The organism is Paraphotobacterium marinum, assembly GCF_002216855.1.
In the GTDB taxonomy this organism is placed as follows: domain Bacteria; phylum Pseudomonadota; class Gammaproteobacteria; order Enterobacterales; family Vibrionaceae; genus Paraphotobacterium; species Paraphotobacterium marinum.
In genome coordinates this window covers 233,543-252,419 of sequence record NZ_CP022356.1, presented here as the reverse complement: position 1 = coordinate 252,419, position 18,877 = coordinate 233,543, and the positions used below count along the sequence as shown (strand labels likewise).

Sequence of the window (18,877 nt, the reverse complement as noted above, 5' to 3'; positions counted from 1 at the left end):
TGTATACTCATTTGCTTCTCTTATTGAAAAGTTGAATAAATATTATTTTAAATAAATGTTCATATCAATAAACTAATGTTTAATATATTATTAACTTAATAATTAATAATCTTAGTTTGTACAATAATACTCAAGAAAAATAATATATTTTTAATCTCAGTGTTATTTTTATTGATTTGATCTATTTAAAAGTGTGGAAGATAATGAGGACCCCCCCCAATATTTAATTTAAACATTTTTTTTTATTAAAACAAGATAACAATTTATATGAAAAGCCTACACTTAAATATATTTTATTGAATTATTCATTAAAAGAAGACTTTTATCAAGTAAGTGTATGATTATTATATTAATTTTAATTTAAAGATAATAACTTAGTCAATAAAAAGATTAAGAATTGATAAAAAATTTGTATGAAAAAGACAACATCAAGTTGCCTTAGATTAAACCTAATTAGTATAGATGAGCAATTTACGTATTATCACTCACTATCGGACGTCATGTCTGATTTAGCTTTTTCCATATCTTCTTGATCTTTCTGTGTTGCATCAACAGCTTTATCATGAGTATCATCAGCTTTATCATGAACATGATCCATATGCTCTTTCACACCATCACCATCAGCACTAGCATGACCACCAGCCCAAAGAGCGGTTGAGAACGCAAATAACAATATACCTAAACTTGAAATAATTTTTTTCATAAAAACTCCGTCTTTACAATAACATGCATTATTAGTATAGACAGATTTTACGATTAGACTAAATTAATTATATTATTTTTCTAATGATGAAAGTAATAACTTATGATTCACTGGATTTATGTATTCTATGTAAGAAGTGGTATCTGGCCAAGAACGTTTTACATTTAATATAATACCATCATTTAACTTCCAACTATATAAAACATCCCCTCTATCAATTTGACCTTTTACTTCATCTGGTTGACCATATTTTAATGCAACTAAATCTTTAATAGTTCTAACTTGATAAGGTTCCATCATTGAGGGAAAACTGTATTTTGCCTTGGCAAATACGCCCTCAATATAAAAAACTTCTAAATTCTTGCTTCCCTTAAAAACATTTTTAGTTTCATATAAATCGTTAAAATAATCTGTATTCTCTCGAATAGGTTTTGCACCTGCATTCAAAATAGCTGAGCTCATTAAATGTCTTGAAGCACATTTTAAAGCTATTCCAAACAGTTTAGTTGAAGAATTTTCACATAGGGTAATCTTTTTAAATTGCTCTAATTTTTGCTTAGCTTTGATATAATCAAGTTTACTAGCACTTTGAAACCATTTGATGCTTTGAGGTATATCTTGTTGAATGCCTTGGCCATATTGGTACATTAAACCCAAATTATATTGAGCTTTTGCATTATTACCTAAAGCTGCCTGATGATACCAAAAATAAGCCTTCTGATCATTTTGGGTAACACCCCGTCCATGATCATAAAGATAGCCAAGATTCAGTTGTGCTTCTGTAATTCCATGTTTAGCGGCTTTCTCAAACCAATAAAAAGCTAAACGCTCATCTTTAGATACACCTTTCCCATATAAGTACATATAACCAAGATCTGATTGAGCAGGTAAAAAGTTTTGCTGAGCAGCTTTTTCATACCAATAAAAAGACTTATTATAGTTTTGTGCAACCCCTTTTCCATCATAAAAATTATTAGCTAATACATATTGTGCTTTAGCACTTCCACCTACCGCTTTTTGTTGTAAGGCATTGAATTCATCATTATCAGCTAGTAGATACCAAGAGCACAGAAAAGAAAATTGATATATTAAAATTTTAAAAATTAAGGAAGGCATAAAAAACCCCATCATATAAATATAAATTAAATATAATTTAATAAATTATTTTTAGAGGTTTTTTTGCTAGCTATTCGAGATAATTATCAAAAATTTATATTCTAGCTTTTAATTTTTCTCTATTTAATTTGTTTCTTTTTTGAATTTTTTTCTTTCTAATGGAAAAGAACATAAAAATCAGAATAAAAGTTAAGCTTATACTTAAGTAAAACAGTTGGTGCTCAAAGTCCATTACTAGAAGACTTACAACAAAATAACCTAAAAATGGTAAAGAAACCAATAATCTGAATATTTTAGAGTGTTTAATTTTTTTTTGATATTTAAACAAAATGATGATGGAAATCATCATCATTATAATTAGAATATGAGCGATAAGTTGCATGATATATTTCCAAATATTAAGTCTTGTCGACTATATCAAAAAAAAACAGGAATAAAAATACTTTATATGATTTTTAACTACTTGTTTGATATATAACTTTTTCATTTTTAGAGTGTAAATACATTTCCATCGCAACTTCATCGCAATTATTTTTTCTTATACATAAATCGCAATCTTTAATAATTTTTTCAGGAAGTGATGACTTATCGCAATAAGTAAACCCTTGCTTTTCAAAAAAAACTGGAACACGAGTTAAAACTATTACCCTTTTTAAGGCTAGTTTTTTTGCTCTAATCAAAATATGTTTTATAAGTGCCGAACCCTGTCCTTTGTGCGTATTATCTAAGCTAGTCCCAACTGATCTAATTTCAGCTAAACCTGTATCATAAATATATAAAGATGCACACCCTGTAATTTTATTATTTTGTTCAGATACCACAAATTCATTTATGGAATGTATCATATCTTTTTTTGATCTTGGTAAGTTTTCACCAACTAAAGCCCAATACTCAATTAATTGATATATCCCTTCAACATCATCCAATCGAGCGTCTCTAACTTCAAATAAAGTCTTTTTTTCAGCTTGCTTTATCGCAAATTTTACTTGTTCAGTAGCTGTTCCACCCAGCGCCATTCTGTTATTAATGCAAGCTTCTATTGTTAAACACTCATATACATCTTGTTCAATTAAATTACAAATTGATTTAAATTCATTTATATTTAAATCCTCCAATGATTTATTTTGTTTCAAAGCATATTGTACTAACTGACCAACAATATGATGACCATCACGAAAAGGTATACCTTTTTTGACCAGATAATCAGCAACTTCTGTTGCATTAGAATACCCACCCATAGCGGCTTTTTTCATTTGAAAACTATTAACTTTAAGCGTTTTAATACAATTTGACGCCATCTTAATTGAAGCTAACCAAGTGGGAAATGCATCGAACAAACCTTCTTTATCTTCTTGTAAATCTTTATTATATGCCAAAGGAAGTGATTTAAGTGTTGTCATCAAGGCTATTTGCGAACCAAAAACTCTGCCAGTTTTCCCACGAATTAATTCAAGAGCATCAGGGTTTTTTTTCTGCGGCATCAATGAAGAACCTGATGAAAAAGAATCATCTAGCTCTATAAATCCAGCTTCACCAGAGTTATAAAAAATTAAATCTTCTGCAAACCTTGATAAATGAATCATACTTAATGATGCACAACTGAGTAACTCAACAACGTAGTCCCTATCTGATACAGAATCAAGGCTATTAGAAGTTGCACCACTGAAGCCCAAATGATGAGCTAACGATTCTCTATCAATTGGATACGCAGTTCCTGCTAAAGCACCCGATCCTAGTGGACAATAATCTAAACGCTTGATAGCATCTTCCAAACGAAGCTCATCTCTGTTAATCATTTCATAATAAGCCATACACCAATGACTAAATAAAATTGGTTGTGCACGTTGAAGATGAGTATAGCCTGGAATAACTGTACCTAGCTCTTTTTTGGCCAAACATACAAAATCTTTTTTTAAATCTTTTAAAGATGCAAGAATAGACTGGGATGCTTGCTTACACCAAAGCTTAAAGTCAGTCGCCACTTGATCATTTCTACTTCTTCCCGTATGTAACTTTTTACCTATATCGCCAACTTTCTCGATGAGTCTTTGTTCGATATATGAATGGATATCTTCAGAAGAGTTGAATTTAATCTTATCCTCATTATCATTAGCTTCAACAATTAATTCAGCCAAAGCTTTAACAATTTCGTGATATTCTTGATGTTCTAAAATACCAATTTCATGCAATGCACCAGCCCAAGCAATAGAGCTAGTCAGATCTTGCTCAGCTAATTTATAATCAAATATTAAAGAGTCATTAAATTTTTTAAATTCTAAATCAGGAACATCTTTAAAACGTCCGCCCCATAAAGCCATATTTCCACCTAATCAATATCAAAATTTGTTTAAATATAATCTAATCGTTATTTTCATTTAAGGCCGAGATCCTGCTCGGTAAAGAAAATAAACGAATAAAACCTTCTGCATGACTTTGGTTGTAGACTTCATCTTCACCAAAAGTTGCAAAATCTTCATTGTAAAGACTAAATGGTGATTTTTTCTGAATTGCAATAACGTTACCTTTATAAAGTTTTAACACAACCTCGCCAGTTACTTTTTCAGAAAGAACATTTGCCGCAGCCAAAAGAGAAGCTGTCATTGGCGTAAACCAGCAGCCATCATATATAAGCTGGGCAAATTCGGTCGCTATAGTCTCTTTCCACTTTCTTGACTTCTTGTCCAGAACCAATTCATCGAGTGCTTGTAATGCTTTCACCATGAGAGTACCACCTGGTGTTTCATAACAACCTCTTGATTTCATGCCTACTAACCTATTTTCTACAATATCAACCCTACCTATACCGTGTTTTGCTGCAATTTTATTTAAAAAGATTAAAGCTTCATAAGGGGAAAAGGACTGATTATTAATAGCAATAATCTCACCTTTACTTAAACTAAGATGAACCAATTCAGATTTATCAGGAGCATTTTCTAAAGAGTTAGTCCACATCCATACATCATTTGATGGCTCATTCCAAGGATCTTCTAATTCACCACCTTCATGAGAAACATGCCAAACATTAGCATCCCTACTGTAAATTTTTTTTAGAGAAGCTGAGCAAGGTATTTTTCTTTCTGATAAAAAACTTAATAAAGATTCTCTTGATGATAAATGCCACTCTCTCCATGGCGCTATCACTTGCATGTTTGGTGCCAAAGCTGCATAACAGCTCTCAAACCTAACTTGATCATTACCCTTTCCTGTACAACCATGTGCTAATGCGTCTGCACCAATGTTTTTTGCAAGCTCAACTTGAGCCTTTGCTATGATAGGTCTTGCCATTGAAGTTCCTAGTAAATAGTTTCCTTCGTAAATAGCTCCTGTTTTTAATGTGGGATAAATATAGTTTTTAACCATATCCTCTTTTAAATCAGCGATAAAACATTCTGAGGCTCCTGAGTTTAAAGCTTTTTTTTCAATGCCCTCTAGTTCGCTTGTACCTTGACCTACATCTGCAACAAATGCAATTACCTGTGCATCGTAATTTTCCTTTAACCAAGGAATAATTGCTGAAGTATCTAAACCACCTGAATAAGCTAAAACTATTTTTTTAACTTTTTTACGTTCGATTCTCATGTTTATTTTCCTAATTCATTTTTATTTAAATTTTTCCAATTAATTTAAGTAAGAGTGCATTTTGTGCATATAATCTATTTTTAGCTTGCTGCAAGACTTTTGATTTGTTTCCATCGATAACCTCAGAAGTAATTTCATAGCCTCTATGGGCTGGTTGACAATGAAGAACCGCACTCGCTTTTGAAAAGTTAACTAATTTTTGATTTACTTGATAACTTTGATACAGTGTTTTGGCATCCTCCAAAGTTGTATTATCACCCATTGAAACCCAAGAATCTGAATACAGTACATCACTATCTTTACTGTCCAAAATATCATTTGATAATTGAATAGAAGAATTATGTTTTGAAGCTAAATCTTTTGATTTTTCAAAAACCGTTTTATTAGGTTCTTTGTTTTTTGGTGTAATTGCATAGAAATTCACGCCAAACATTGCACTCAAAAGCATAAGCGAATGAGAAACATTATTCCCTTCGCCTAAATAAGTAAGCTTTAATCCATCTAATCTACCAAAGGTTTCTTTGAGTGTCATAAAATCTGCTAATGCTTGGCAAGGGTGGTATAAATTACATAAACTATTAATAACCGGTACTGAAGAATGTTCTGATAACGTCACTAAAGTATCATTTTGATTCACACGAGCTACAATACAATCAGCCCAGGTCGATATATTTAATGCAAAGTCTTTAACTGATTCTCTTTTGCCTATCACTCCATTTTGATTATCAAGATATACTGCATGTCCCCCAAGTTTGTTTATACCTATATCAAATGACAAGCGAGTTCTTAAGCTTTCTTTTTCATATAAGGTAACAATTGACTTGCCTTTAAGAGATTGACTATACAGAATAGGGTTTGTTTTTATATCTTCAATTAAATCAAATATATTTCTTACTTCATTTTTTGTTAGTTCTAAACCCGTTATAAAATGTTTCATTTTTCACCTAAAATTCCGATACTAATGTTCCCAATTGATTCATATCACTAAACGATAAATCAGCATTTTTTAGTATCTGCCAACCTGTAATATAAACTCCATCTTTCAGCACTTTAGATGCCTTTAAAGCTTCTTTAACTTTAACAGTCATCCCATCTTTTATAATCTCTTTGTTGACGAGATCATTAATTTTATCTTCATTTAATTTTTGAATCAGTGTTTGGTGTTGATCTAAAACTCCAGATACATCTGTAAGAAAGACTATTTTTCCATTTGTCGATTTAGCAATTGCAGTAGCAGCTTCATCGGCATTGACATTAAACCATTCACCCATTTGGGAAAAGCCAATGGAACAAATAATTGGGATATATCCTGATGTGGTTAAATGTGTTAAAAGTAAAGGTTCACTGGTGCTGTCACAAAAACCAGTTTGTTTTAAAGCGTCATTTTTTTGTTTAACATTAATGCCTGCTTCAAATAAAGATAAACCAATTGGTCTAAGATCAAACTTAATAGCACTTTTCATGATTTTTTTATTGGCATATCCAGCCAAAGCTCCAACTATTATTGGCATTTCTTCTTTAGAGCTTATTCTCAAACCGTCATGCTTTTTTGAAATATATCCCATTTTATTAAGCCAACTATCAACGACATTACCTCCACCATGAACAATTAGCCAATTAAATTGTTTGTTTTTATTTATAAATGAAAATAACGAGTCTAAAGCATTAGGGTTTTTAAGTATTGAACCACCAATTTTAATAATGATTGGTTTTTGAGTATCATTGTCTTCCATTATTTTAAAATCCTTTTAAAGCAATCCATGTTCACTTGGTAGACCACAATTTAAATTCATGCATTGAACAGCTTGAGATGCGGCTCCCTTAAGCAAGTTATCAATTGCAACCACAATAATCAATTGATTTCCCTGAGATTCCCAACCAATATCAACAAAAGGCGTTCCAACAACGCCATCTATTGTTGGTAATCTTTTATTTAATACTCTAACCAAATGCATATTTTGATAATATTTAAATGAATCCTCAATTTGTTCAGTGGTTACCCATTCATTTAATTCAACATAAATCGTTTCTAGAATACCTCTCTTAAAATTTCCAACATGAGGTGTAAATAAAACATCTATACCTAAATATTGATTGATTTCTGGTGTATGTCTGTGAGTGAACAATCCATATGGCTTTAAAGAAACTTCGCAAAAACTATTGTTCAAGGTTGCTTTTCTCCCAGCGCCAGAAATACCCGATACTGCATTCACAATTATTTTATTGTTTTCTTCAATTAGGCCACACTTTTTTAAAGGTTTTAATGCCATCAAAGCAGCAGTAGGATAACAACCAGGGACTGCAATTAATTTTGATGAAGAAATAGAGTTTTTATTCCACTCGGCTAAACCATAATCGGCAAAGTCAAGTAAATCTGAATGATTATGCATAAAACCATAATATTTTTCATAATACTCTTTATTTTCTAATCGAAAAGCACCTGACAAATCAACGACTACTTTGTCCATTGATAAAAACTTTTTTGCAAGATTTAGACTAACAAAATGATCTGTGCATAAACATACATAATCACAATTATCATTTATAAAATCAAATTCATGAGCTATCAGTGGTTTTAATATGTAATCAATAGTCCCAATAACTTCAGGGTAAAGTTCATTAATGTTCTTATATTTGTCTGTGCTAGTCTCAGATACAAAAAGCCCACTTATCTCCAGATATGGATGTTGTTTGATTAATTTTGTTAACTCTATTCCACTATAACCACTGGCCCCAATAATTGCGACTTTTTTCATAGTACCTCATTCATTTTAATAATAATTTCTATTGATCTGCAATATAAATTGTTTTATATTTTTATGCAATATATTTAATTATTTATTCAATCGATTATGAAAAAAAACTTTCTGGAAATGTATAAAAATCTTATTTCCACTCCATCGATAAGTGGTTTAACAGGTCAAATTAATCAATCTAATTTAAGTATTGTTAATTTACTTGCAAATTGGCTAAATGATTTAGGTTTTGACTGCCAGATTAATCCCTTGAAAACTGAAAAGGATAAATACAATCTAATCGCTAAAAGAGGATCTGGCTCGGGAGGGCTAATGCTTGCCGGACATACAGACACGGTCTCATATGATGAACATTTATGGTCAACTGACCCTTTTAAATTAATTGAAAAAGATAATAAACTTTTTGGGCTAGGTAGTATTGATATGAAAGGTTTTTTTGCCTTTATTATCCAATCAATAAATAAAATTGATCAAGAAAATAAATCACAAAAACAACCATTAATTATTTTAGCAACTGCCGATGAAGAAACAACAATGGCTGGTGCACGCGAAATTGCAAAAGATTCCAACTTAAAACCAAAATTCTGCATTATTGGTGAACCGACAAACATGAAACCAATCTACATGCATAAAGGACACCTCTCTGTAGCCCTAAAAGTAATTGGGAAATCAGGACACAGCTCAGAACCAGGAAAAGGTTTAAATGCTATAGAAGTTATGCACAAAGTGATAGCAAATTTAATTCAATTAAAAATGGATTTAGCTGAAAAGTACAATAATCCTCACTTTTGTGTGCCACAGCCTACTTTAAATTTTGGACATATTCATGGTGGTGACAATGCAAATAGAATTTGTGGCTGTTGTGAGTTACATATGGATATTCGACCTATACCTGGGCTTTCTATCAAAGAATTAGAGTGTTTGATATTTAATGCTATAAAGCCTATTAATAACCAATATCCAAATAGTGTTAGAGTAATAAACTTACATGAACCTATTCCTGCTTTTACAGGTCACGCAGATTCAGAGCTAGTTTTATTATCTGAAAAATTATCGGGAAATAAGTCTCAATCAGTAAATTATTGTACCGAAGCTCCATTTCTTGCAACTTTAGGATGTGAAACGATTGTCATGGGTCCTGGCTCTATAGAACAGGCCCATCAAGCCAATGAATTTTTAGACATGGCAATGATAAAACCAACACTGAATATTTTAGAAAAAATGATCTATCAAATATGTTATTAATTGTTCACTTTCATAGAGTAAGAAGTAAATTTGCAAGTTTTTAAAACTAGGTAATACTTATAATACTTAAAAATAAACTTGATAGTTAATGAAATGGCTAAAAAATCAACATATACTTTTACACTGGTGCTGCTCTTTTTAACATTTATATCAACTTTATATGATTATTTCATTCCTTACGGTCCTATAACCTATACTCTAGGAGCACTTTTAGTAATAGTTACTACAGTCTTTTTATTTATTTTAATTTTCGTACTTAGATCCCTTCATAGTTTTATTAAATTAATTAAATTTATCGTAATTTTAATATTTTTGGGTAGTTTATTTGCTCTGTTTTTACTTCACAGTTGGATTTCGTTGATACTTTTAGTTATATCATTTTTGTTATTTATAACCTCAAAATGAATTTAGGGTAATTTTATGACTTTTTATTTAAAACACATTTTGTATGCAGTTTTGCTAGTTGGTTTCAATGCTTTTGCAAATTCTGATAATCAATGGGATACATTTAATGGTGATTTAGAAGCTACTAAGTATTCACCTTTAAAACAAATTAATCCTGAAAATGTCAGTAATCTCAAAGAAGCATGGTCTGTTAGAACCGGAGATGTATCAGATGGAACTTTAATAAGAAATGGCAAAACTGTACCAATGTCAGCTTGGTCAGCAACACCTATATTTGCTAATGATACTCTTTATTTAGGTACTCCATTTTATAGAATTTTTGCCCTTGAGCCGGATACCGGTAAGGTAAAATGGATTTTCGATTCCGAGGAACAGCTTGAAGCTCTAACTCAACCTGAAATGAAAAGTCGTGGGGTAGCCTATTGGGAATCTGAAAATATAAAAAAAGATACTCCATGCCAAAAAATTGTTTATTTAGGGACTATGAAAGCAAAATTATTTGCTGTGGACGCTGACACTGGAAAAAAATGTGAAGGTTTTGCGAATGAAGGCGTCCTGGACATAAATGACTGGTACAATCTTCCATTAAAATATCCACTATCATTATTACAACCCCCTACTGTATACAAAAATATTTTAGTGATTGGCTGGGCGGGTAAAGATTGGGCCTATCAAGAAGCACCTCTTGGGACGATTTTTGCGATAGATAGTCAAACTGGCGAAAAGCTATGGGAATTTTTTGCAATTCCACCTGGAACAAAGCATACTGGTACGGCCAATGTTTGGGCTAGCATGTCTGTTGACCCTGAAAAAGGTATTTTATATGCGCCAATTAGTTCCCCTAGCCCAAATTTTTACGGCGGAGACCGACTAGAGTCATTACCACTTGGAACCTCCGTTGCGGCACTTGATATTAAAACAGGTGAATTAATTTGGAGTTATCAATTAGTTCATCATGATTTATGGGACTATGATACAAACGCTGCTCCTACCTTAATTGATTTAAAAAAAGACAACAAAACAATCCCAGCTCTCGTACAAACTACAAAACAAGGCTTTATGTATGTACTAAACCGTTACACAGGTAAACCAGTATACCCTATTGAAGAACTTGAGGTCCCCCCTAGTACAGTACCTGGAGAAAAAGCGTCCAAAACACAGCCATTTGTATCTGTACCTAAGCCAACAAATGACAAGTTTCCAGGTGTTTGGGAACTAGCCGATATTGTCAGTTTAGGGTATTGCTCAAAGAAATTTAAAACTCTAAGGTATGATGGACGGTTTACTCCACCAAGTTTTGAAGGCTCTATAGCCTTCCCAGGAACTGGTGGTGGAGTCGAATGGGGAGGTGGAGCATTTGATCCTGAAAATCAAATTTTCGTGGCAAATAACTCTAATACTGTCCAAATCCAAAAACTGATTCCCCGTGAAGAATATAATAAATTAACTAAATCAAGTGGTAGCGAGGCTGCTGGAGGATTCTTCCCACAAGAAGGAGCACCCTATGGAGTTCAGTTGTCATTTTTCATGAATCCTTTTGGCATGCCCTGTTGGAAACCACCTTTTGGAGAACTATCTGCGTATAACATGTCAACTGGTAAACTTTTATGGAGAAAACCCTTTGGAGCAATCCAATATATGGGCTTTTATTTACCAGAAAAGTGGGGGTCAATTACAATTGGTGCTCCAGCCATCACAGCTTCAGGTTTGATTTTTATTGGTGGATCTATGGATAGTTATGTTCGAGCCATTGACTTAAAAAATGGAAATGTTGTTTGGAAAGCAAGAGTCGATGTTCCTGCAGTATCAAACCCTGCAATTTTCAGTTATAAGAATAAACAATATGTGGTCTTTACTGCAGGTGGGAATGCAATACTTACTGGTACAGGTGTAAGTGATCAGGTTGTAGCCTTTGCATTAGAAGATTAACTCAAATTAAATAAAGAGACTTTTAAAAAAGTCTCTTTATTAAAGTCTAAGTTTCTTATAAAGTATCCAAATCATTTTTTAGAATTCGATATTATGTCCTGTAAAAATAATAACTGTGTTGCCATAAATATAAGTGATTTTTTTAATAAAGTTGATGAAGCTATTGCTTTTTCAATCTATTCTTCTTTTGAGCATTATGGCTTTAATTGTACTCAAATTGAGACACAGAGAATCATTAATTTAATCCTAAAAAGTCAAACATTAAACAAAACTTTTGAAGACATTATACAATCTCAAAAATTTGACTTAGACTATATTAGAATTGACGACTTGACGAACTTTTGTATTGAACATTTTAGATATAAATCAATTTTACAAACTTCTATGTCGAAAATACAATCTAATATAATATCCTCATTAATCCGACATGATATGAAAATAAATTATCTTACCTATTTTGATAAGAATTTTGCTAAAATTCTTATCGAAAAATATAACTTAAATACAAATACATATCAAATTTTTGCAAGATTAAGTAATACTCAAGAAATTGAGTTAGTTGTAAAATCACTTAAACTGAAGTTGTTTCATACTGATAATCCTAAATTGCAATTTGAGATTTTTTGTAATGATGATGCTGAATCTATTTTACATCAGATTAAATTTATTTAACTTTTAAGCTCCTAAAATTGGAACAGAACTATCCTGGCAAAAGTTAATAAGTCTTTAAGTGTGCTATAAAGTAGATATATTTGTTGATACAGGTTAATAACTCTTTCTCGTTAAAACTATATAAGAGTTAAGCGATAGAGTGATTTATACATGTATCAAATAAAATTTTCATAACAAAAACACTTCAAGATTGGGATTCAATATTATTACACTACAGCCAATTAATTGTAATTAGATGGTAAATCTTTCATTATTTTTTTCCAGGTACGACGAAATGTTTTCACGCTTTTAAACCCTACTTTGTCAGAAATTATTTCTATTGAATATCTTTCCATTTCTAAAAAACGTTTTGCAAGTTCAATTCTCAATGAATAATGGTATTCTTGTATCGTATTACCTGTTTTGTTTTTAAATACTCGATTTAAGTTTCTGGGGCTCATCCCTATTTTATTTCCAAGTTCATCAGCTGTCCAATCATAAGCAGGATTATCCATGATTAAATTTTGTACTTTATGTATCTGCGGGTTAATATGATTACGATACTTAAACCATTCACTTAGCTGTCTATCATTTGAGGTGCGTCTCATATAAACAACTAAATCATTTGCAACATTAACTGCACATTTATATCCAAATATGCTTTCTATTAAATGTAGAGTCACATCTATGCCAGCTGCAATACCTGCTGATGTAATAATATTATCATCCTCAATAAAAATTCTATCTGAATAGACATTAGCTAAGGGGTAGTAGTTTTCTAATGTTTTAATTTTATTATGGTGTGTCGTACAACTTTTACCATTAAGCAAACCAGCTTTTCCTAAATAAAAAGCACCTGTACAGACGGATACTATTTTCTTAAAATTACTCGCATTTTCTTTAATCCATTTAGAAACGAAATCAAAAGATTCACTTTCGACAACATTTGAAACTCCAGGAACTATTAATACTCCAGAATCTTTGATAAAACTAGGTAAGGGTTTTAAGTTAGATAAAAATAATTCTTGGTTACTTTTTATTTCACATAAAGTGCTAATATAAATTAACTCAACGTTTTTAGTATCATCGATAAGATTTTCTTCCTTATTACATGCCGATAATGCTTGGATAGGTCCCGCAATATCCAATATTTGCAAGCCAGGTAAACACAAAATATAAATCGGAATTGTTTTTGTTTTTTTAGAAGACATACTTGATTTTTCATCTCTAATTTAATTTCCAAAATCACTAAGAAGTATACATATATTTATATAATGTAATTATCAAGTGATTTAAGAAATTTTTATTCAGAAATTGTAACTTATATGAACCTTTACATCATATAATTCGATGGAATATCGCCAACTATATTTTTCCATGCTCTTCGAAAAGTTTTGACATGATTAAATCCTGATTCCTCGGCCACTCTTTCAACTGAATATTTATTATTTATTAACAGTTTTTTTGCAACTTCTATACGAAGGCCATAATGATATTCTTGGATCGTGCATCCAGTATTATCCTTAAAAACCCTACTCATATTTCTCTTACTCATTCCAACTCGATTAGATAATTCATCAGCTGTCCAATCATAACTCGGATCTTTTATTATTAGATTTTGTATTTTATGTATATACCTATTTTTATGATTCCTATTTTTAAGCCACTCACTTACTTGATCTTCGTCACCTGAGCGCTTTAAATAAATTACTAAAATTTTTGCAACTTGATAATAACAATCTGTTCCAAACATTTTCTCTATTAAATCAAGAGTTACATCTAAGCCCGATGAAAATCCAGCCGAAGTAATAATTTTATCATCTTCAACAAAGAGTTTGTTTTTATGTATTTTTGCAGAAGGACAAAAGCTTTCTAGACAATCTAAACATAGATGATGAGTGGTGCATTCTTTATTATGTAATAATCCAGCTTTTGCTAGATAAAAAGATCCTGTACCTATGGATACAATTTTTTTAAATTGGTGATTAAAATCTTTTATCCATTTTGATACTTCATTAAAACTAACTGTAGTTCTTGAATTATAAACGCCCGGTACAATTAAAATTGAATTAGAAGCAATCTTTTCAGGTAAGGGCTCTAAATTAGAAAAGGTTAATCCCTGATCACTTTTTGAATTTGTTGTCGTACTCAAAAATCTTAATTTTACGCGGTCTTCGTCAAAAAATTTATTACACTCAGAAAAGGCATGCACAGGACCCGCAACATTTAATAATTGCGTATCAGGCAAGCATAAAATATATACTGTTAAAAGTTCTTTAGACATTGTAGTTTCTCTTTTTAATTTCTTAAAAATCATAAATCAATTTTTTTAAACTTATGATGTGGAACTTGCAAATAATGTAAATACTTTAGTAATAAAGTTGAGTTACATGCGTATCCTTTTGAGCAATACTTTTTGTATTATTCATAGATTTTATTTGCTCTTTAGATAGAGAAACCTGTAAATTATGAACTAAGTTGTAGTTATACGATTGATTAATTTTTTTCATTTTTGTCTCTTTACTTATTATAATTTTATTTTTATTTATACTAATGTTTTATCTGTTGTACATTTTATAATTTATTCTAATTAATAAACTATAAAAAACTTAGCCCAAATTATAGAAGTTCATTTTTTTTTCAAACAGTATTGGACAGATTTACTAAATGTGTGACGTATTGTCCAAAATAGGGATGATTTTTTAAAAGAGGGACTATTTAAATAAAGAATAATATTAGTGAAATAAAAATCTCAGCAACATAAATAAAAGTTATTAATTTATTTTATGAATAAACACCAAATAAGAACATAAAACACATAAAATACATAAAATACAAATAAAAGTATTAAATATCAATATTTTAAGTAAGACGATAATTTTTTTTAAAAAATCTTTTTGTCTCTAACCGGCTCTCATTAGTCCTAAACAGACCTTAAACTCATAAATTATTTTTATTAATATTTGCTTTTTTTTGAGTTAATTTAAACAAAAGGTAATTTAAATGAATATTAGTTTAGCTATTTTATTTGCTATTTTAGGTGGTATCTGTAACGGCTCATTTAATAGTCCAAAACATTACTTAAAGGGAATGTCGGATTCCAAAACATGGTTGTTATGGAGTTTTTGGGGTCTGTTATTTATACCTATTTTTCTTTCTTTAATTAGTGGTGCCAATTTACTCCAACTGTTTTTGAGTACAAAAGTATCAAGTATCTTAGTTGTTTTATTATCTGGGTTCATTTATGGCTTAAGTTTTATATTCTTTTTAAAAAGTATACCTAAAATTGGATCTGGTGTTGCCTTCATCATAAATGTTGGTTTTGCAAATGTATTGGTAAACTTTTTTGCTCTTTTCAACACGACCCAATCATCTCACTATACGTTTGTTTTATATCAATCATTGAGTATTGTTCTTTACATCATTGCATTAATCTTGGCAATCAAAGGAAATTTAATAAAACACAAATTTTTTCTATCTAAAAGAGTAAAAAGCTCAGGCCTTACTACTCATAAAAAAGGGGACTTTATAATAGGGGTTTTATTTGCATTCATAGCTGCTATTGGTTCTTTTGTTGAAATTCAAGGATTTAGTATTGGTTCGCCTCTTATAATAAAATCACTTACCCAACAAGAGTTTTATACTCAATTTTCAATGGCAGTAATACCATCTTTAATTCTTGCTTTTGGTATGTTTTTTCCTTTTTTAATTTATTTTTGTAAGAAGCAATTTTTCACTAAAAATCTCTCAACTGCATCTACTGATAATAAAATTACGGCAAGAATTAAGTTTAAAAATATATGTATAACCATCTTAATGGGTGCTTTATTCTTTATTGCATTAATATTATTACAAGGTTCCGATAATTTTGCTGGCAATGCTTCTGCTATAACGGGAGCTACTTTCTTAACTTGTATTATTTTGGTTAGTAATATATGGGAATGGATTAGAGATGAATGGAAAGACACACCGAAAACAAGCTATCTGCTTGTCATAGCTGCGATTATTATTTTTATTTCAGCGAATATCGCTAGTTTTTTAGCAACACTTTAAATTATAACTGAAAAAATAATTATATATTGAATTAGGAGAAATTAAATGAATAACAATATTGAAACAAGAACTGAAACCGATAGTATGGGGTCCATCCAAGTTAATAACAAAAATTATTGGGGCGCACAAACACAAAGATCTTTATTACACTTTTCCATTGGCGAAGATATTATTCCACATGAAGTAATTAAGGCCATGGGTATTTTAAAAAAGGCAGCTGCAAATGCAAATAATGAATTGGGAATATTATCTGATGATAAGAAATTGCTTATTAATAAAGCTGCTGACAAAATTATAGCCGGTGAGTTTAATAATCAGTTTCCCTTGCATGTCTGGATGACAGGCAGTGGAACTCAATCAAACATGAATGTTAATGAAGTTATTTCAAATTTGGCTATTGAAATGGCTGGAGGTGTTCTTGGAAGTAAAAAACCTATTCATCCAAATGATGATGTCAACATGTCACAATCATCAAATGATACATTCCCAACGGCCATGTATATTGCAACTGCAGTCGAAGTGAATCAAAAACTTATACCCGCTATAAAAGTAATGCAGCAGTCTTTGTCTAAAAAAGCAAAAGATTGGGATAATATTGTTAAGATTGGTAGAACACATATGCAAGATGCAGTACCTCTAACTTTAGGACAAGAGTTTTCGGGATATGCTGAAATTTTAAGAAAGGATATCGAAAGAATTGAATTCGCCCTAAAGGATGTTTATGAGCTTGCAATTGGAGGCACCGCAGTCGGAACAGGACTAAATGCCCCTGAAGGATTTGCTGAAAAAGCCGCCCAAAATATTGCAACCCTTACAAACTTACCATTTATATCAGCTCCTAATAAATTTGCAGTTCAGGGTTCTCATGATGCTCTAGTTGCTATGATGAGTGCTATCAAAGGTTTAGCTGTATCTTTATTCAAGGTTTCCAATGATATAAGATTATTAAGTTGTGGTCCTAGAGCTGGATTTCATGAATTAATTATTCCATCCAATGAACCAGGCTCTTCCATAATGCCTGGGAAGGTAAACCCTACACAATGTGAAGCTATGGCAATGGTATCAGCTCAGGTAATGGGTTATGATTCGGCAGTTAGTATTGCTGGTGCTGCTGGTTATCTTGAAATGAATGTATACAAAACTATGATCATTTTTAATATTATGCAGTCAATAAGACCTCTATCGGATAGCTGCATAAACTTTACCAAGTTTTTACTTGACGGAACCCAACCAAATAAAAAGAAAATCGATCAGTATTTACATGAGTCATTGATGTTAGTTACAGCTTTAAGTCCTTTAATTGGCTATGATAAGGCATCCACAATGGCACACTATGCCAATGATAATGATTTAACACTTGAAGATGCAAACAATCATTTCAAATTTTTAACAAATGATGAGTTCAAAAGTGCAATTGATCCATATAAAATGGCTAAAGGTGGAAGAGCTTAAATTTTTAATCAAAACTATACTAATAAGGGTTGGCTTATACTTTATTAGTGTAGTAAATGAGAAAGGTAAAATAAATGAATACAGAAGTTACATTTCAAAAAACAATTATGGATGACGTTACTCAAAGTGGAGTTTATTTAGAATTTAATTTAAAAGAATTCATCTATTTTAAACATGTACTTGATATTTTAAATGATGAATTGTCTACCGGTAATATTATTATTGGTTTTGGCTTTGATCTTTTAAAACAAACAAAAAACTATGATCCTACACTTCTTGAAATTCCTACCTATGACAATCCACATAACATTAATTTTCATGATGAAAATAGAGATGTATTTTTATGGATAAAAGATAAATTTTTAGGCGATGTTATTAAAAGAGGTCATTTCTTAAAAGAAAAACTTGAGTCTTATGCAAAAGATTTTGAAGTCACTTTAGGAAATTTGTATCATCCTAAAAAAGAAGAGAATAAAACTGAAACAAGAGGCTTGGATGGCTTCTGGGATGGTACAGAAAACCCCAAAGAAGATATTGAGACAATTGCATATATAAAAAATGAAGATTCATTATTAAATAAAGGGAGTTATTGGGTTGTGCAAAAGTGGCAACATGATTTAGATTTTATTAAAAATGCATCCACAAAAGAAAAAGAAGATATAATTGGCAGAACAGAAGCAGACAGTATTGAGTTTGAACACAAACCAATAGACTCACATGTAGCGAGAACTGATCAAGATAGTTTCTCACTAGATGCACACATGTGGAGAAGATCTATGCCTTGGATCAGTGATAATTTAACTGGGGGATTAATGTTTACATGTTTTGCAAATAGTTTATACCCTTTTACAGCCCAATTTAATAGAATGACAGGCGGAGAGGATGGTATTATTGACGCGACATTCAAAATGAGTCAAATCGTTTCCACTAAATATTTATGGTGTCCACCTTTAGTAAATGGAAAACTAAATATTCTCAAGTAATAAAA

At 31.1% G+C, this 18,877-nt stretch carries 17 protein-coding genes; 6 read left to right on the top strand and 11 right to left on the bottom strand.

What is annotated here, in order from left to right:
- Window positions 1-481: 481 nt before the first annotated feature.
- The 8 genes from CF386_RS08350 to argC form a co-directional block, all read right to left on the bottom strand.
- Window positions 482-703, bottom strand: coding sequence for a hypothetical protein (locus CF386_RS08350; protein ID WP_089073978.1), 222 nt, complete (start codon window positions 701-703; stop codon window positions 482-484).
- A 72-nt stretch (window positions 704-775) separates the two neighbouring features.
- A complete protein-coding gene (locus CF386_RS08345) occupies window positions 776-1,819 on the bottom strand; it encodes a tetratricopeptide repeat protein (RefSeq protein ID WP_158522348.1) in 1,044 nt (347 codons plus the stop codon).
- Window positions 1,820-1,913: 94 nt separating this feature from the next.
- Window positions 1,914-2,201: a hypothetical protein gene (locus CF386_RS08340; protein ID WP_089073976.1), complete on the bottom strand. Its 288-nt coding sequence runs from the start codon at window positions 2,199-2,201 to the stop codon at window positions 1,914-1,916.
- Window positions 2,202-2,274: 73 nt separating this feature from the next.
- Window positions 2,275-4,137, bottom strand: a complete 1,863-nt coding sequence (gene argH / locus CF386_RS08335; RefSeq protein WP_089073975.1) for an argininosuccinate lyase — start codon at window positions 4,135-4,137, stop codon at window positions 2,275-2,277.
- Window positions 4,138-4,177: 40 nt separating this feature from the next.
- A complete protein-coding gene (locus CF386_RS08330; protein WP_225971816.1) occupies window positions 4,178-5,392 on the bottom strand; it encodes an argininosuccinate synthase in 1,215 nt (404 codons plus the stop codon).
- 31 nt (window positions 5,393-5,423) lie between these two features.
- On the bottom strand, window positions 5,424-6,335 hold the full coding sequence (locus CF386_RS08325) for an ornithine carbamoyltransferase (RefSeq protein ID WP_089073973.1): 912 nt from the start codon (window positions 6,333-6,335) through the stop codon (window positions 5,424-5,426).
- A 7-nt stretch (window positions 6,336-6,342) separates the two neighbouring features.
- Entirely contained in the window at window positions 6,343-7,131 is a 789-nt protein-coding gene (gene argB / locus CF386_RS08320; RefSeq protein WP_089073972.1) for an acetylglutamate kinase, read from the bottom strand.
- Between the two features lie 15 nt (window positions 7,132-7,146).
- Window positions 7,147-8,154, bottom strand: a complete 1,008-nt coding sequence (gene argC, locus CF386_RS08315) for an N-acetyl-gamma-glutamyl-phosphate reductase (protein ID WP_089073971.1) — start codon at window positions 8,152-8,154, stop codon at window positions 7,147-7,149.
- A 96-nt stretch (window positions 8,155-8,250) separates the two neighbouring features.
- Here argC and argE point away from each other — a divergent pair, with 96 nt between their 5' ends.
- The 3 genes from argE to CF386_RS08300 all read left to right on the top strand — a co-directional run bounded on the left by argE (window position 8,251) and on the right by CF386_RS08300 (window position 12,405).
- Window positions 8,251-9,399, top strand: coding sequence for an acetylornithine deacetylase (argE, locus tag CF386_RS08310; RefSeq protein ID WP_089073970.1), 1,149 nt, complete (start codon window positions 8,251-8,253; stop codon window positions 9,397-9,399).
- 420 nt (window positions 9,400-9,819) lie between these two features.
- Window positions 9,820-11,733 (top strand): pyrroloquinoline quinone-dependent dehydrogenase, encoded by a 1,914-nt coding sequence (locus CF386_RS08305; protein WP_089073969.1) that lies wholly within the window; start codon window positions 9,820-9,822, stop codon window positions 11,731-11,733.
- Between the two features lie 93 nt (window positions 11,734-11,826).
- On the top strand, window positions 11,827-12,405 hold the full coding sequence (locus tag CF386_RS08300) for a hypothetical protein (protein WP_089073968.1): 579 nt from the start codon (window positions 11,827-11,829) through the stop codon (window positions 12,403-12,405).
- 221 nt (window positions 12,406-12,626) lie between these two features.
- Here the strand turns inward: CF386_RS08300 and CF386_RS08295 are convergent, their stop codons facing one another.
- The 3 genes from CF386_RS08295 to CF386_RS12830 form a co-directional block, all read right to left on the bottom strand.
- Window positions 12,627-13,595 (bottom strand): GlxA family transcriptional regulator, encoded by a 969-nt coding sequence (locus tag CF386_RS08295; RefSeq protein ID WP_089073967.1) that lies wholly within the window; start codon window positions 13,593-13,595, stop codon window positions 12,627-12,629.
- A gap of 122 nt (window positions 13,596-13,717) precedes the next feature.
- On the bottom strand, window positions 13,718-14,668 hold the full coding sequence (locus CF386_RS08290) for a GlxA family transcriptional regulator (protein WP_158522347.1): 951 nt from the start codon (window positions 14,666-14,668) through the stop codon (window positions 13,718-13,720).
- A gap of 85 nt (window positions 14,669-14,753) precedes the next feature.
- Window positions 14,754-14,894 carry a hypothetical protein gene (locus tag CF386_RS12830; protein WP_158522346.1) on the bottom strand — a complete coding sequence of 47 codons (141 nt, stop codon included), beginning with the start codon at window positions 14,892-14,894 and terminating at the stop codon, window positions 14,754-14,756.
- A gap of 493 nt (window positions 14,895-15,387) precedes the next feature.
- Here CF386_RS12830 and CF386_RS08285 point away from each other — a divergent pair, with 493 nt between their 5' ends.
- The 3 genes from CF386_RS08285 to CF386_RS08275 all read left to right on the top strand — a co-directional run bounded on the left by CF386_RS08285 (window position 15,388) and on the right by CF386_RS08275 (window position 18,872).
- Window positions 15,388-16,437, top strand: coding sequence for an L-rhamnose-proton symporter family protein (locus CF386_RS08285; RefSeq protein ID WP_089073965.1), 1,050 nt, complete (start codon window positions 15,388-15,390; stop codon window positions 16,435-16,437).
- 45 nt (window positions 16,438-16,482) lie between these two features.
- Window positions 16,483-17,889, top strand: coding sequence for a class II fumarate hydratase (gene fumC, locus CF386_RS08280; RefSeq protein WP_089073964.1), 1,407 nt, complete (start codon window positions 16,483-16,485; stop codon window positions 17,887-17,889).
- A gap of 74 nt (window positions 17,890-17,963) precedes the next feature.
- The gene (locus tag CF386_RS08275) at window positions 17,964-18,872 is read left to right on the top strand and encodes a Dyp-type peroxidase (RefSeq protein WP_089073963.1); all 909 of its coding nucleotides are present in this window, start codon (window positions 17,964-17,966) and stop codon (window positions 18,870-18,872) included.
- The last annotated feature ends 5 nt before the right edge of the window (window positions 18,873-18,877 follow it).

Excerpts from the sequence above, each read along its gene's own strand:
- argE (WP_089073970.1), top strand. The coding sequence starts at position 8,251 with ATGAAAAAAAACTTTCTGGAAATGTATAAAAATCTTATTTCCACTCCA.
- argC (WP_089073971.1), bottom strand. The coding sequence starts at position 8,154 with ATGAAAAAAGTCGCAATTATTGGGGCCAGTGGTTATAGTGGAATAGAG.
- CF386_RS08350 (WP_089073978.1), bottom strand. The coding sequence starts at position 703 with ATGAAAAAAATTATTTCAAGTTTAGGTATATTGTTATTTGCGTTCTCA.
- CF386_RS08305 (WP_089073969.1), top strand. The coding sequence starts at position 9,820 with ATGACTTTTTATTTAAAACACATTTTGTATGCAGTTTTGCTAGTTGGT.
- CF386_RS08340 (WP_089073976.1), bottom strand. The coding sequence starts at position 2,201 with ATGCAACTTATCGCTCATATTCTAATTATAATGATGATGATTTCCATC.
- fumC (WP_089073964.1), top strand. The coding sequence starts at position 16,483 with ATGAATAACAATATTGAAACAAGAACTGAAACCGATAGTATGGGGTCC.
- CF386_RS08300 (WP_089073968.1), top strand. The coding sequence starts at position 11,827 with ATGTCCTGTAAAAATAATAACTGTGTTGCCATAAATATAAGTGATTTT.
- argB (WP_089073972.1), bottom strand. The coding sequence starts at position 7,131 with ATGGAAGACAATGATACTCAAAAACCAATCATTATTAAAATTGGTGGT.
- argH (WP_089073975.1), bottom strand. The coding sequence starts at position 4,137 with ATGGCTTTATGGGGCGGACGTTTTAAAGATGTTCCTGATTTAGAATTT.
- CF386_RS08285 (WP_089073965.1), top strand. The coding sequence starts at position 15,388 with ATGAATATTAGTTTAGCTATTTTATTTGCTATTTTAGGTGGTATCTGT.
- CF386_RS08290 (WP_158522347.1), bottom strand. The coding sequence starts at position 14,668 with ATGTCTAAAGAACTTTTAACAGTATATATTTTATGCTTGCCTGATACG.
- CF386_RS08295 (WP_089073967.1), bottom strand. The coding sequence starts at position 13,595 with ATGTCTTCTAAAAAAACAAAAACAATTCCGATTTATATTTTGTGTTTA.
- CF386_RS12830 (WP_158522346.1), bottom strand. The coding sequence starts at position 14,894 with ATGAAAAAAATTAATCAATCGTATAACTACAACTTAGTTCATAATTTA.
- CF386_RS08345 (WP_158522348.1), bottom strand. The coding sequence starts at position 1,819 with ATGCCTTCCTTAATTTTTAAAATTTTAATATATCAATTTTCTTTTCTG.
- CF386_RS08325 (WP_089073973.1), bottom strand. The coding sequence starts at position 6,335 with ATGAAACATTTTATAACGGGTTTAGAACTAACAAAAAATGAAGTAAGA.
- CF386_RS08275 (WP_089073963.1), top strand. The coding sequence starts at position 17,964 with ATGAATACAGAAGTTACATTTCAAAAAACAATTATGGATGACGTTACT.